This is a genomic window from Myxococcus guangdongensis (assembly GCF_024198255.1).
GTDB lineage: Bacteria > Myxococcota > Myxococcia > Myxococcales > Myxococcaceae > Myxococcus > Myxococcus guangdongensis.
The window spans coordinates 98,707-113,425 of sequence record NZ_JAJVKW010000011.1 but is presented as its reverse complement, the minus strand read 5'-3'; the positions used below and the strand labels follow the sequence as shown (position 1 = coordinate 113,425).

Genomic DNA, 14,719 nt, shown 5'->3' with positions numbered 1-14,719 from the left:
CCCGGGGAGATCTCCCGGGAAACTGCGTGCTGCCATGAATTCCTACCCCCGAGGGAATGGTGGCCAGTCAGGACAGGCGATGGTGGAGGCGGCCCTCACGCTTCCATTGGTCGTGTTCTTGTTGCTGGGCACGCTGCAGTTATTCCTGATGCTGCAGGCGCGCGTGTTGGCGCACTACGCGGCGTTTCAGGCCACCCGTGCGGGCAGCATCGCGCATGGCGAATGCGAGCGGATGACGCACGCGGCCATCCTCGCGTTGATCCCCTCGTTCCATTCGTTCCTGGGTCTGTCGAGCGCGACGGACGAGGTGCGGCATGGCGGAGGCGGCGGCGCGCCGGCGCGGCTGGCGGCGGCCTTCGCGGCGCGGCGAGGCAACCGCTACCGCAGCGGCCTGGACGGCGTGCACCGCGGCAGCATCGTGTGGATCAACCGCGCGCTGGTGGGGGGCGGCATCGACGGGCCGCAGGACCGCGCGTTCGACGACCCGGGGCACCTGCGGCGCCTGGAGGTCCAGATGGTCTTCTGGTACCCGATGCGCATCCCGTTCGCGAACTGGGTGATGTCGCGCATGTTCATGGCGCAGGCGGGCATCGAGGACTACACGGCGGCCAACCCGCTGATGCCCGCGGAGGCGAACGCGAATTGGAACCAGGGTGAGTTCACCTCGCCCATCCAGCTGGCCGCGGACGTGCGCTCGGAGCTGGCCGCGCGCGTGGCCCGCCAGGAGTACGTGTTCCCCATCGAGACCAGCTTCACCATGCGGATGCTGACGCCCGCCAAGCGGCGCCACTTCGCCACCATGGATTGCCCCCGATGACACGCGCCCACTTCCGTGGTCAGACGATGGTGCTGTTCGTGCTGGGCACGCTGCTCATGGTGCTGATGGTGAGCCTGACGCTCTCCTTCTCCATGAAGGTGCGCGAGCGCATCGAGCTGCAGACGGTGTCGGACGCGGCCGCGTACTCCAACGCCGTGGCCACCGCGCGCACCTTCAACAACATCGCGGTCATCAACCGCGCGCAGATTGGCCACGCGGTGGCGCAGGCGGGCGCCACCAGCCTGGTGAGCTGGGCCAGCCTCTACCGCGCGCAGCTCAACGCCGCGAACACGGGCTTCGGCATCGGCAAGAAGCCCTACCAGCTGGCCCAGGCGACGGGCTGTCCCTGCGCGCCCAAGAGCTCCTGGTGTCGACAGAAGTGCCGCTGCGGCAGGAAGGGCGTGTCGGACCTGAGCATGCTCCAGATGCAGCTGCGCATGGAGCAGACCCGCGTGGAGGCCGTGTTCCAGTCCATGGAGCCCATGGTCAACCTGCAGATGCTGTCGCACCAGATTGCCCAGGGCGTCTTCTACGCGGCCCAGCAGCAGAACTACCAGGAGCTGCGCGACGCGGTGGACGACCAGGCCTTCGCCAACCGCATCCTCGGCAACGTGGTGGGGCGCGGACGCAACCCGCAGGACGCCGCCTGGCGCGTGCCGGACGTGGGCAGCGTCAACGAGAACGAGCTCTCGGGTGGCATCGCCTGCACGGGCGATGGCGCCGTCTGTGATTTGCCGCTCACCGTCGCGCACGCCGTCAACGCGGCCATGGGCAGCCGGGGCTTCCACTTCGTCACCCACCGGCAGTGGCGGCTGGGCGACTACACCGCGCACCAGGCCAACCTGGACTTCGTCATCTGGTTCCCCGACGAGGTGGTGGTGATGCCGGACACCAACGGCACCACGTACTTCGGCAAGCCGGGCCGGAAGATGCCGCTCCTGCCTCCCTATGCGCCGGCGCTCACGGGCGACGACACGGGCCGCATCGGTTGGATGTACGACCACCTGCTGCACGGTGGAAACCCGGTGGCTTGTCCCGCGAGCGTCGCGGGGGTGCAGTCCACCAAGGCTTCGCTGGTGACGTCCGGCGGCATCATGCCCCGCCCCGAGCACACCTGGACGGGAGGACGTGATCCGGGAGGACCGTTCAACCACATGCTGGTGCCGTGTCTGGGCGGGCCCTCGTCGTGCCCGGGCATCTGGCCGCCGTTCCTCGACTACAACCTCGTGCGCATCAACGACGACGACAACAACTACGGGCAGCCGAAGAACTTCGCCGTCGTGCAGCGCGACCTGATGGCGCGCAGGCTGGACCCGTGGGACTTGTCCTTCCGCTACCGCTTCGAGTCCGGCGGCGGGGGCAACGTGTACGACGCCCGCAGCTTCAACCTGGCGGACGGCACGCCCAACAACACGCAGACGGCGTTGTCCACGGGCATCGCCTACTACCACCGCGGGCAGAGCCTGGGCTTCCACCACTGGAGCGAGCCCCCCAACCTGCTCAACCCCTACTGGCGCGCCACGCTCGTCGCTGTGGATGTGGAAGAGGACGGGGTGGGGGATGCCATCAGGACGCTCGATTTGAGCGCTCCGGTCGCCGCACAGACCTTCCGCGAGCTGCGCAACGCGGGCTTCAAGGGGCTCCAGCGATGAACGCTCGTCTCGCACGTCGCACGAGGAACCGCGCGCCCCGGGGGCAGGCCCTGCTGGAGGCCGCCATCGGCGTCACGTTGTTCGTCACCATCGTCGCCTTCGGCATCCACTTCGCGGAGGTGGGCTTCCTGTCGCTGAAGGTGCAGGAGGCCGCGGTCTCCGCGCTGTGGGATGGCACGCACGGGCAGATGCACAACATCCCCGTCACGTACAACCAGGCCGGCAGCTCCATGCGGGACGCCGCCGCGAGCGCGCAGGAGCGCTACTCGGACTTCAAGGGCCTGTCCAACACGCCGGGCGGGGGCCGCGTCACCATGGCCTTCACCCGGGGCACCAACATGCGGGTGGGCTGCGACATGGGCGTGGGCGTGGGCTGGGCGGGCGCCATCGCCACGCGCCTGGTCTACCGGGACAACGGCGGCACCTCGTGCAGTGCTTCGGCCACGTTGAGCGCGTGGCGCTTCCCGCGCTCGTTCCTGGATGGGCCCGATGACGGCGCGCTCTACCAGAAGCAGAACATGGACGACTCGCTCGCCAATCTCCAGGTCTGCGCGGTGGGGCGCGCGGTGGGCGGCGCGTGCCAGGGCCGCTTCTCCATGCTCGTGGACGACTGGGGGCTGGCCGGGGCGCTGGAGTCCGCCACGTGCAACATCCTCATGCAGGACCAGCTCATCCCCTGCACCAACGTGCCCTTCCACGCGGCGGCGTGGTCCACCTACGCGCCCACGACGCTGCCCATCCAGGCGTCGGCGAGCAACCTGGCGGAGGCCACGCTGTTCTGGAACCCGCTGCCGATGACGGCGCTCGCCATGGTGGGCCTGGGCATGAAGGAGCACACCTTCTGGATGAGCGCCGCGGGTGAGGACGTCATCAACTTCGTCCAGACGCCCCCGCCCATGGACCCCATCTCCCGCCTCTGGCCCACCTCGCCCGGCTCCTACATCGGGCTCACGACGTTCCCGTACAGCCTGGCGCACGCGCAGCGCTTCGGCAACGGCGCCTGCTTCCTCGGAAGGGATTGTGATTGAGATGACGCGAGGACTCCTCTCTTGGACCCGTGGTGCCTTCGTCCTCGTCGCCGTGCTGACGGCCGGCGCGGCGCGGGCGGATGGCAATCAGTGCAGCTCCGCTTGCACCACCAAGGCGGACGAGATGATGCGCTCGTGCATCGACAAGTGTCCCTCGCCCTCGAGCGACCCGACCCGGCCCGGGCCCTTCCAGTCCTGCATGGCGCGCTGTCAGGAGAAGCAGGAGAAGAAGTTCTCCGAGTGCTCGGAGCGCTGCGTGGACCCGGAGGGCATCGAGACGCCGCGCAAGGGCAAGAGCGGGCGCGTGCGCTAGTCGCGGCGGAGCGAGTGATGACACACGCGAAGAGCTGGCTTCGATGCGCGGTGTTGGGAGTGGTGCTGGCGTCCGGTGTCGCGGCCGCGCAGCGCACGCCCTTCAAGTGGGAGGTGCCGGGCGTGGTGGGCGTGGTGGACGTCTCCGCGCCGGTGCTCGCCAGCGGCATCCCCGTGAAGATGACGGCGGTGCGCAGCAAGGAGCGGCCGGAGGTCATCCTGCGCTCGCTCGTGGACCGCTTCCTCGTCTGGGGGCTGCACGTGCCCCCGGCCTCGCGTCAGCCGCAGCTGCTCCGCGAGCCGATGATCACCGCCATCGATACGCGCGAGTTCATCTCATACACGGCCATCGTGCAGCCCAACCCGGACGGCACGACGACGGTGTTCCTGGGGCAGGCGGACTTGTCCAAGGCGCCGCGCGTCCAGTCCAACGTGGCCCCGGTGTACCCGGGGGGCTCGGGGCTGATGCAGTCGGAGATGGAGGGGGCGCGCACGCTCGTCTACTCGGTGAGCGCCAGGGCGTTGGACGTGGAGGTCTACTACCGCAACGAGCTGGCGCAGGCGGGCTTCGAGGAGGTGGAGCCGATGCTCTTCCGCTCGTCGCAGGACGAGCTGCACGTCCGGGTCAATCCCGCCAAGGAGGGCAAGGTGTCCGTCGTCGTCGTGCGACGGGGTGTCGCGCCCGAGGAGGCGCCGAAGCCGGCCGGTGATTGAAGCCTTGCACCGAGCGTGTTACGGGCGCTGTCGACATGAGCGACGCGCCCTCCCAGGACAAGGACTTCAAGGACACCGTCAACCTGCCGCGCACGGAGTTCCCGATGAAGGGGAACCTGGCGCAGCTTGAGCCGAGGATGCTCGGCTGGTGGGGGGAGCGGGGGATTTGGGGGAAGATTCTGGAGAAGAACGCGGCCGGTGAGCCCTTCGTGCTCCCGGACGGCCCGCCGTACGCCAACGGCCACCTGCACGCGGGCCACGCGCTCAACAAGGTCCTCAAGGACATCATCGTGAAGTACCGCAACCTGATGGGTCGTCACTGCGACTTCATCCCGGGTTGGGACACGCACGGTCTGCCCATCGAGCAGGCGGTGGAGAAGCGGCTCAAGGACAAGAAGGTCGACAAGCGCACCCTGTCGCGCGACGCCTTCCTGGAGCTGTGCCGCGCGTACGCGCTGGAGTTCATCGACATCCAGAAGACGGAGTTCCAGCGGCTGGGGGTGTTCGGCTCGTGGGAGGCGCCGTACAAGACGCTCGACTTCTCCTACGAGGCGCAGGAGATCAGGGAGCTGGCCGGCTTCGCGCGCCGGGGCATGCTCTACCGCCGCAAGAAGCCGGTGTACTGGTGCCTCCAGGACCAGACGGCGCTGGCCGAGGCGGAGGTGGAGTACGAGGAGCACGAGTCCCCGTCCGTGTACGTGGCCTTCCCCGCGGGCCCCGAGCTCGCGGAGCGGGTGCCCTCGCTGAAGGGCAAGGCCGTCGACTTCGCCATCTGGACGACGACGCCGTGGACGCTGCCGGCCAACCTGGCCATCGCCGTCAACCCGGAGCTGGAGTACGTGTTCTACCAGCTGGGCGCGCGCGTCGTCTGCGTGGCCAAGGACCTGCTGCCCAAGGTGCTGGCGGAGGTGAAGTCGGACGAGCTGGCGGTGAAGCACGTGGAGCTGCCGGGCGGCGAGGTCTCCGCGGCGGCGCTGGTGGACCCCGCGCGCATCCTCGCGTACGCGCGCGGCGAGGAGCTGGAGCACCTGACGTACCAGCACCCGTTCTACGAGCGGCGCGGCCGCATCCTGCTGGGTGAGCACGTCACGCTGGACGCCGGTACGGGCCTGGTGCACACGGCGCCGGGGCACGGCCAGGAGGACTACGAGGTCGGCCTGCGCTACGGCCTGGACATCTACAACCCGGTGCGTCCGGACGGCCGTTACGACGACACGGTGGGCCCGGCGCTCGCGGGCAAGCGCGTGTTCGAGGCGAACCCGCTGGTCATCGCGGTGCTGGTGGAGAAGGGCGCGCTGCTCAACGACGCCAAGGACACGGTGGCGCACAGCTATCCGCACTGCTGGCGCTGCCACAACCCCATCATCCTGAGCGCGACGTACCAGTGGTTCATCCCCATGGACGTGCCCTTCCACGGGGAGAAGACGTTCCGCCAGGAGGTGTTGGCGGAGGTGGACAAGGTGCAGTGGGTGCCCTCGTGGGGACACAGCCGCATCCGGGGCATGCTGGAGACGCGGCCGGACTGGACCATCAGCCGTCAGCGCACGTGGGGCGTGCCCATCTGCATCGCGTACTGCGAGGGCTGTGACGAGGCGCTCGTGTCGCCGGAGTTGATGGAGAAGGTGGCCCAGGCGGTGGAGAAGGAGGGCGCGGGCGTGTGGTACCGCACGCCGGTGAAGGACTTCCTGCCGGAGGGCTTCGCGTGTCCGCGCTGCGGCAAGGGCGAGTTCCGCCGCGAGACGGACATCCTCGACGTGTGGTTCGACTCGGCCTGCATGTTCTCCGCGGTGCTGGAGCGCAGGCAGCGGCTGCCGGCGGACCTGTTCCTGGAGGGGAGCGACCAGCATCGCGGCTGGTTCCATTCGTCCATGCTGGTGTCGGTGGGGACGAGAGATCGCTCACCGTACAAGGCGTGCCTCACGCACGGCTTCGTGGTGGACGGCAAGGGCGAGAAGATGTCGAAGAGCCTGGGCAACGTGGTGGCCCCGGAGAAGATCATCAACCAGTACGGCGCGGAGGTGCTGCGCCTGTGGGTGGCGGCGAGCGACTACCGCAACGACGTGCGCCTGTCGGACCAGATTCTCAAGGGCCTGTCGGAGGGCTACCGGAAGATTCGCAACACGGTCCGCTACACGCTGAGCAACCTGTACGACTTCGACCCGGCGAAGGACGCGGTGCCGTACGAGCAGCTGTCGTCGCTGGACCAGTGGGCACTGGGGCGGCTGGCCGAGGTCGTGGCCCGGGTGAAGCAGGCGTACGAGGACTACGAGTTCCACCTCGTCTACGCGACGGTGGTGGACTTCTGCGCGGGCGACTTGTCGGCGGTGTACTTCGACATCCTGAAGGACCGTCTGTACACGTGGCGCAAGGATGGGGCGCCCCGTCGCGGCGCGCAGACGGTGTTGCACGAGGTGGCGTCCGTGCTGCTGCGGCTGCTCGCGCCGGTGATGAGCTTCACGGCCGAGGAGGCCTGGGGCTTCCTGCCAGGCAAGTCGACGGAGAGCGTGTTCCTGGCGGGCTTCCCGGAGCCGGGGACGAAGCTCTCGCCGGAGCTGGCGGACCGCTACGCGAAGCTGTTCGCGGTGCGCGAGGCGGTGCAGGGCGTGCTAGAGGCGGCGCGGCGCGAGAAGCGCATCGGCGCGTCGCTGGAGGCGCGGGTGTTGCTCATGGCGTCCGCGTCCGTGCGTGACTTCCTGAAGCAGCATCTGGAAGAGCTGCCCGGCCTCTTCATCACCAGCCAGGTGGAGCTGGTGGACGCGGAGGGCATCGACGCGGCGGTGCTGGACGTGACGCGGGCGTTCGGCGACGGCGCGAAGCTGCTGGCCGAGGTGAAGCCCGCCGTGGGCCACAAGTGCCCGCGCTGCTGGACGTACTCGGAGGCGGTGGGGCAGGGCGGCGACGTGTGCCTCAAGTGCCGCGAGGCGCTGGCGGCTTGAGTGCCCGTGGGCCCGCGTCCGTCCTCGAGACGACGGCGCGGGCTCGGGGCGCGCTGGAATGAAACGGGCCCGCGTTCCATGAGGAGACGCGGACCCGGATGTTTCGATTCGGTGTGCCGAGCGCCTACGGAGGCGGAGGCGTGGGCGTGCACTCGGCGACAGGGGCCTGGGTCGCCCGGACCGAGTCACAGTCCAGCAGGGACGCCAGGCCCGTGAGCGGCTCCACCATCAGCAGGCTGCGCGGACGGCCCGACTTCTCCGAGAAGTTGAGCTGGAGGTTGCCCGGGGCCGCGGCGGTGAGCGCCGCGATGTTGTCGAGCTGACCGCGCATGCAGGTCAGGTTGCTGACGGCACGGCCCGAGCCCGGCAGGAAGCAGAGCCCATGGACCGGCATGGCGTTCATGGAGTCCGGGATGACGACGTCCGGGCCCGTCTCGGAACAGCACTCCGGGCTGGCGCGGCACGTGGTGCCGGTGCAGGTGTCCCTGGGGCAGGTGTTGTTGTCGAAGTCGTTGTCACACGTCAGCCGCTCCCACCGCGCCACCCGCTTGCGCGTCCCATCCAGCATCTCCACGTTGTTCTCCACAACGATGCGGACGGGCTGGTTGGTGGCGATGGCCCGCTGACGCGCGCGCAGCGCCGACGACCACAGCTCGCGTGTCGCGGTCGCCTCGCGCTGACCATCCAACGGCTTGGTGATGCCCACCACCGCCAGGGTCACCATCATCCCGACGATGGCGATGGCGATCATCAACTCCAACAGCGTCATTCCTCGCGTGCGCATCATCCTCAAGGCCCCGGAGCGGGCTGCAGGCCCGCCGACACGAAGTTCCGGGGAGACACCCGGAGGGTATAGGTCCGGCGCCTGAAGCCGTCCTGGGGGAAGCCGTCCTCGTCTGGGATGTTGATCTTCGCCGGGTCCACCACCAGCCGGTCCGAGCGCGGCGTCCGGATGACCAGTTCGATCTCCACCTCACGAATCCGTCGGCGCAGCAGGTTGCGCAGGTCGGTTTCGTTTGAGGGCGGTGCCTCGGTGGGCGTCACCAAGTTCACCGCGCATTCCGCATTGCCAGTCGTGCACTGGTCGATGGCTGGACGAGTCACTCCCTCCGGGAACCAACGATAGGCGAGGGCTGGCTGGGTCAGGTCGATGACGGCGAAGCGAACCGTCATCCGCTCCACGTCCCGGCTCACCACGGCCCAGTTGGCCGCGCCGGGGGCCAGATACTCCAGCGCCGGGTTTCCGCCCCGCCAGTTCACGCGATACGCCGCGCTGACGGTGCGCATGATGTTCCACCCACGATTGGTGAACATTCCCACATCACTCGCGCAGGGCCCGCTGGTGGTTGCGACAGAGCCACGCCCTGGGGTGCCCTCGATGACGGCATCACTGGCGCGGACGTTGGTCACCCGGAAGTGGCAGGCGAGCGCGCCTGCGGTCGGGTTCGCGACGAGCGCAGGGGTCGGCTGCCCCGAGGCGGGCTGCAGGAGTGTGTGGGGGGCGGGAGCGGCGCACAGGATGTTTCCCAACTTGACGGACTCGATGACGGGTCTGCCGGGGGCTGCGAATGCGTTGCATCGCTCCAGCGACACCATCGTCCGAGGATCACCCCAGTACAGCTGCAACACGTCCGACGTCATATCCGCGTAGGGCGTGCCCGCGGGAGGCAGCGCGAAGGTCGCGTCCGCCACGAACGGCGCAGTGGCCGTCGTCATGTCCAGTCCGGTCCAGCTCTGGATGGCGTAGCGCTGGTCGCCCTCGGAGAACTGGATGGGCGAGTTGCCCATGCCGATTCCCGCGCGCTGCACGTCCAGGGTGAGCAGGTCCTTCACCGCCCGCCCCGTCACCTGCGCCACCATCGTCTGTTCCTCGGTGAGGGCGCGACGCTGCACTTGCATGCCCGCCACCAACCCGATGCCGAGCACGACGATCCCCAGCGCGCTGGCGATCATCACCTCCAGCAGCGTGAAGCCGCCCCTGTGACGAAGGGTCTTCCTCATGGCGCCATCCGTGTCTGCATCACCACCACCTGGCGGCCCTGCCGGCCCCGCTCCGTCCAACTCACCGAAACGCGGACGTTGGCCACGTTCCCGGGCAGTCCTCCGCCCAACTGCCGGTCGATGGCCGGCAGCCCCACCGCGCCATTCTCGATGGAGCCCGTGAGGCCCACGCTGGGACTGTCGATGTCCACCGCCACTTCATACTCACGCGCGACCATGCCCGCGGGGGGCGCGACAGTCCGCAGCTCTCCGGCCGCGGTCTGCCACACCTGGGTGCGCCGATTGTCCCAGGGGGCAAGGTTGGAGCAGGGCGGCGAGGCCGTGCAGCCCTCGGACGTGATGCTCTCGAGCGTGCGCTCGGCGATGAGCTGGGCCTGCGTGGCGGTGAGGGTGCGGCGGTTGGACGCGCTGATCTGCGTCACCAGCATCATCACCGCCGCGATGCCCACGAGCATCACGGCCATGGTGGCCAACACCTCCAGGAGCGTGACGCCCCTGGAGGTCTGCAACCGCGACGACTTCATCGAGGCAGTCTCCCGTCCGGAATCGGGTCGTAGATGAGCACTCGCGAGCGGGTCTCTCCCGAGTTCGCCGCCCCATTGTTCCACTTGTTCTTCTCACCCACCAGCAAGGGCTGCCCCGTGGCGGGAAGGATGAAGACGTGCTCGTCGTGCACCACCGGCGCGCTGGTGCCGTGGCCCACCAGGACGGAACTCGTCATCGTGGTCTTGCCACCCCCATCCGGCGACTGGGTCGCCGTGTAGAACCGGCCGCTCGTGGTCTCGCTCAGGTTGCAGACGTCCGCGGCCGCGCCCACGGCGGTGGTCGTGAACACCTTGTCTCCGCTGAGCGACACGCCACCCCACACCGCCTGGCCCGGGTCGAGCGGCTGCACCCACAAGGGGTCGAGCAGCGCGCAGGGCTTGGAGCCGTCCGGGTTCGGGTCCTCGAAGGCCATCAGGTGGTAGCGGTAGTTCTCCTTGTTCGGAGGGCCATCGCCAATCTCGTCCGGGTTGTCACCCGTGCCGAAGTAGATGCGCACCACGGGCTTGGACGTGTCGCGCAGCACCTTCACCGCGATGTTGGAGTGGATCTGCTGGTAGTGGGCGGTCCCCGCCGGGTTCGAGGCCGCGTCCACATGCGTCGAGGCGGCCACCGGAGCGCTCGCCACGCGGCAGGTCCGCACCTGCCGGCCGAACGTCCGGGTCGAGTCCACCGAGTCCAGGTTGATGCGGTAGACGCTGCCGGCCGTGGTGGGCACGTACATGACGTCGTAGTGACCATCGCGGTTGAGGTCCAGCATGGCGCTCGCACCGGCGATGCCGGCGTCCTCGTCGAGCGTGATGACGCCCGCGTGGGCGCCCTTGCCGGTGCCCCGCTGCAGCGGCTTGCCCGTCTTCATGTCCAGCAGGTAGAGCGTGCCGGCACGCCCGGTCGTGGGCTTGAAGTCCGTGCCGACGACGGCCGCCCAGGTGCCGGTCGTGTCGCTGGCGCCCCACTGGATGCGCGTGACGGACGCCGGGTGACGCGAGCCGGTCTGGTCCGGCAGCAGCACGTCATCGTCGTCATCGGCCTCGTCCGTGAACGCGTCCAGCAGGGCGTCGTTCTTCAGGTTGTACTCCCACAGCGGCATCGGGTAGTCGGCCCGCGTCGAAGCCAGGTCCGTGCTGGGGTGGGTGACGTCGAGCGCGAAGATGATGGGGCTGCCCTTGCCCGTCGCCGAAACGAGCGTCGTCCGGGCCCCCTTCAGCGGCCGCTGCAGCGCCGTCACGGCCGTGGCGGGCGTCCACGCCTCGCCGAGCCCACCGAAGTCCACGTTGGCCAGCGTGGGCGAGGCATCCATCGTCGGCTTGGGCTTGGTCCCCGAGCCCGCGTACTTCACGTAGTGGTAGACGTAGTCCTTCAGCAGCCCGCCGGGCATGTACGCGAACAGCTCGTTGCCCGTGCCGTACTGCCGCGGCGCGATGGGCGTGACGCAGCTGGAGCCCGAGTGGAGGAAGTAGCCGCGCAGCATGATGTCGCCGGAGCAGTCGTCCTTGCCATCCAGCCGGAAGGCGCCCGAGTCGAAGGCGTGCAGCACGCCCGTCATCGTGCCCACGTAGGCGACCGTCGGACGCTTGGAGAGCTTGGACATGAAGTTGCGGCGGTAGGTGTCGCGCTCGGCCGGCAGGGCGTTCATCGCCCAGTTGTCGAGGTAGGGCGGGACCGCCACGGCCACGGTGGACATGTTGATGCCGCCCATGGCCCACGGGCGCTTCACGTTCGTCGCCCCGGGCAGCTGGTGGTCCTCCCAGCCGTAGAGCCACTCCCGGAAGACGTTCCGGTCGTTGAAGCCCTCGGTGATTCTCGCGCCGGGACCCATGGTGGGCGTGCCGCACTTGCCGTCGCTGTTCATGTCGAAGATCTTCTTGCCGGAATCGAGCAGGTTGCAGAGCGAGTCCGGGAACGCGACGCTGTCAGCGTTGTTCATGTCGTCGTTGAGCGTGATGCGGCTCTGGTCCGGCTTCATCGTGTAGATGGTGCGGTTGAGCGGATCCTCGGTGCGCAGGGTCATGGCCATCACCCGGCCACCATCCCAGCGCTCGACGACATTGGTCAGGTTCGTGTTCTCGGGGTCATAGAGCGAGCGGAAGTACAGCCGGCCTCGCAGCGCGTAGTCCTTGCGCCCGTCGTACAGCCGGGTGGAGGCCTCGGGCATGCCCACGCCGGGCCAGTTCTTGCCCCAGGCGCTGCCGGGGGTCTCGTTCACACCCCAGAGGAGGGCGTTGCCCACCGTGGAGGGCGACGAGCGGGAGTAGCTGCCCGAGCGCACGGCCTGGTAGCCCACGTTGACGTTGTCGACCACGGGGACGCAGCGGTCGTCCGGGCTGGTCATCTCCACCTTCCAGCACAGCTGCGAGCCGGTGAAGCCCATCTCCAGGAGGTCCAGCTCCCGCACGTTCGGGTTGCCCGTGTCGAAGCGCACTGGAATCCAGGTGCGGTTGGGGTTGGGCTTCTTCACGTACACGCCGCCCTCGAACTCGTAGGTGTGGCAGTCCACCGCCACCGAGTAGGTGATGGTCGGCGGCGCGCGACCCGGCACCGAGCAGGCACCGGGGGTCTCCTCGGTCCAGCAGGGCGGGGTCGAGCACATGTGCGCGGGGGCGGGCGCGACGTCGTCGAAGCGCGTGAAGCGCACCTTGGTGATGACGAAGTCCTCCGCGTCGCTCATGTCGATGTCGTTCGACAGGCTCGCGGAGCGGAAGCTGCCGCCGTTGGTCTTGTTGATGACGAACACCACGTCGTTGAAGTCGCGGTCACCACCTCCCGGGATGTCCTCGAAGCCGAGAATCCAGCGGAAGGGGTCCGTGGACGGCGCGCCCACGATGACGTGTGGCATGGCGTTGCGCATGCCGCCGGGCCGGTCGATCTTCGCGCGCTCCTTGGGCATGACCAGGTTGCCGTACGTCGCCTCGGTCCTCAGCCGGTAGAGCGTGTCGGTGTCGAGCCAGCCGCACAGCCTGGTGTTGTTGGTGCCGGCCACGACGCACTGGTTGGAAGCCGAACCCTGGGGGTCGTCGGCGCTGCAGCTTTCCTCGTAGGGGCAGCCGATGTTGCGCTCGGCCACGACGGGGCCGCCCGACATGTTCTGGTCCAGGTTCCACGCGGACTTGGAGAAGAACACGTTGATGGGCGTCTGCAGGTGCAGCTGGCACTTGCCGGCGCTGTCCTGCTTCAAGCACGGATAGACGGTGCCCTCGTTCGGGCCGTGGCTGGAGTTGTAGTAGACGATGAGGAAGAAGACGATCTCCCGGTTGCCCTGGATGGTGCCCAGGTCCACCGTGCGGTCGCCGAGGTCGATCTTGTCCGCGGGGTCCGGCGCGGGCAGCGGCACGCCCCGGTTGTCATACCGGCTGACGTTGTAGTCTGGGACGGCATCGTTATCGGTGGTGGCGTCCTTCACCGGGGTCATGCTGAGGAAGGTGGTGCCGTCGCTGTCGTCATCGGCGAGCAGGAACACCATCTGCCCGATGCCCTTCTGGCCGTTCTTGTCGTCGGCGGGCTCCAGCAGGTTGGGGATGCGCGGGAACAAGCCGTTGTCGGAGTAGTCGTTGGCGGCGGCGGTGCCGCTGCTCTGGGACGTACCGACGATGTCCGTGTCGATGTGCGTAGAGCCGAGACCCGGACGGGCATCCGCGAGGCCGTTGTTTCCGGTGACGCGCCGATAGGTCTTCGCGCAGCTCGCCTTCATCGAGATGGCTGGCTCGGTATACGTCTCTCCGTCCGAGGTGAAGACCATGCTGGCGCAGCGGCGGTCGGCCGGGTCTCCGATGAAGGGACGCGCCTTGGCGCCCGACTGCGGCGCGATGTTGAAGAGGTCCTCGTGCAGGTCGAGGACGCCGTTGCCGTTCGTGTCGACCAGGTCACCCGCCGCGTTCACGTACTTGGCGGCCTGGTCCAGATACATGTAGCCCAGCGCGTGCGAGGCGCCTGCGGACTCGAACACGTAGCTGATGGTGACGCGCTGGTCGTACGGGAAGATGATACGCTCGGGATTGAGCTTCTCGGGTGGCAGCAACTGGATGTCGGCGTCGCCGCTGCGGCCGGAGGGGATGAGCTTCAGCTCCTTGGGGAAGGTCATCTGGCCCAGGTCGTTTTCGGCGTTGCCGAAGCCGGGCTGCTTGTCCTGCGACAGGCTGTCCTTGCAGAGCTGGGCCAGGCCGTCATCGGCGAGCGCGGCGGGCGTGGCCAGCAGGAGGAGCGTCGAGAGTGCTCGGTGGAGGGCTTTCATCGGGACTTCCCTTGGGCCGGCTTGTAGGTCTGGATGCCGTCGGTCCGCTGCTGCGCGCGGCGCGTCTCGAGGTCCTTCTGGAGCTGCTCGCGCAGCCGCACTTCGGGAGGCGGCGAGGGTGGACGGGAGCTGGTCTTGAGGTAGGCCAGCAGGGCGTCCAGCTCCGTCGGAGACATCCCCCGCGTGTCGCAGCGGGTGTTGTCCTTGACGCGATGGGGGTTGGTAATCCAGGTGCGCAGCTCCGCGCTGGGCGTCTGGCGCACCTTGCTGGTGAGCTCCACCCGCTTCTCACCCGCGGGACGCGGCTGCTGCTTCATGCGCTCGCCGCCCGCTTTCTTGAGGGTCGCGGCCGAGGGCTGCGGCGTGAGGGTGTGGCAGCTGACACAGGCCTTCTGGAAGGTGCGCTCTCCTTCGGGAGTCGCCGTGGCGAATCCTGGCAGGAGCAACAACCCGAGGAGGAAATGGCGTTTCATGGATGACTCGCGGGA

Annotated in this window: 11 protein-coding genes; 6 read left to right on the top strand and 5 right to left on the bottom strand. The window is 68.4% G+C overall.

Annotation, left to right across the window (positions count from 1 at the left end; all coding sequences use genetic code 11):
- Positions 1-34: 34 nt before the first annotated feature.
- The 6 genes from LXT21_RS30095 to ileS are packed head-to-tail and all read left to right on the top strand — an operon-like array spanning position 35 to position 7,459.
- Positions 35-817: a TadE/TadG family type IV pilus assembly protein gene (locus LXT21_RS30095; RefSeq protein WP_254041643.1), complete on the top strand. Its 783-nt coding sequence runs from the start codon at positions 35-37 to the stop codon at positions 815-817.
- Positions 814-2,469: a Tad domain-containing protein gene (locus LXT21_RS30090; RefSeq protein ID WP_254041642.1), complete on the top strand. Its 1,656-nt coding sequence runs from the start codon at positions 814-816 to the stop codon at positions 2,467-2,469. Before LXT21_RS30095 ends, LXT21_RS30090 begins: the two co-directional genes overlap by 4 nt.
- The gene (locus LXT21_RS30085; RefSeq protein WP_254041641.1) at positions 2,466-3,497 is read left to right on the top strand and encodes a pilus assembly protein; all 1,032 of its coding nucleotides are present in this window, start codon (positions 2,466-2,468) and stop codon (positions 3,495-3,497) included. Before LXT21_RS30090 ends, LXT21_RS30085 begins: the two co-directional genes overlap by 4 nt.
- Before the next feature lies 1 nt (position 3,498).
- On the top strand, positions 3,499-3,810 hold the full coding sequence (locus tag LXT21_RS30080; protein ID WP_254041640.1) for a hypothetical protein: 312 nt from the start codon (positions 3,499-3,501) through the stop codon (positions 3,808-3,810).
- 17 nt (positions 3,811-3,827) lie between these two features.
- The gene (locus tag LXT21_RS30075) at positions 3,828-4,523 is read left to right on the top strand and encodes a hypothetical protein (protein WP_254041639.1); all 696 of its coding nucleotides are present in this window, start codon (positions 3,828-3,830) and stop codon (positions 4,521-4,523) included.
- 35 nt (positions 4,524-4,558) lie between these two features.
- A complete protein-coding gene (ileS, locus tag LXT21_RS30070) occupies positions 4,559-7,459 on the top strand; it encodes an isoleucine--tRNA ligase (protein WP_254041638.1) in 2,901 nt (966 codons plus the stop codon).
- Between the two features lie 124 nt (positions 7,460-7,583).
- On the opposite strand, the gene LXT21_RS30065 is transcribed toward ileS, so the two are convergent.
- The 5 genes from LXT21_RS30065 to LXT21_RS30045 are packed head-to-tail and all read right to left on the bottom strand — an operon-like array spanning position 7,584 to position 14,704.
- Positions 7,584-8,246, bottom strand: coding sequence for a pilus assembly FimT family protein (locus tag LXT21_RS30065; protein ID WP_254041637.1), 663 nt, complete (start codon positions 8,244-8,246; stop codon positions 7,584-7,586).
- Between the two features lie 2 nt (positions 8,247-8,248).
- Positions 8,249-9,460, bottom strand: coding sequence for a PilW family protein (locus LXT21_RS30060; protein WP_254041636.1), 1,212 nt, complete (start codon positions 9,458-9,460; stop codon positions 8,249-8,251).
- A complete protein-coding gene (locus tag LXT21_RS30055) occupies positions 9,457-9,984 on the bottom strand; it encodes a type IV pilus modification PilV family protein (protein ID WP_254041635.1) in 528 nt (175 codons plus the stop codon). Before LXT21_RS30055 ends, LXT21_RS30060 begins: the two co-directional genes overlap by 4 nt.
- Positions 9,981-14,231: a DUF4114 domain-containing protein gene (locus LXT21_RS30050; protein WP_254041634.1), complete on the bottom strand. Its 4,251-nt coding sequence runs from the start codon at positions 14,229-14,231 to the stop codon at positions 9,981-9,983. Before LXT21_RS30050 ends, LXT21_RS30055 begins: the two co-directional genes overlap by 4 nt.
- Positions 14,228-14,704 (bottom strand): c-type cytochrome, encoded by a 477-nt coding sequence (locus LXT21_RS30045; RefSeq protein WP_254041633.1) that lies wholly within the window; start codon positions 14,702-14,704, stop codon positions 14,228-14,230. Before LXT21_RS30045 ends, LXT21_RS30050 begins: the two co-directional genes overlap by 4 nt.
- Between the last annotated feature and the right edge of the window lie 15 nt (positions 14,705-14,719).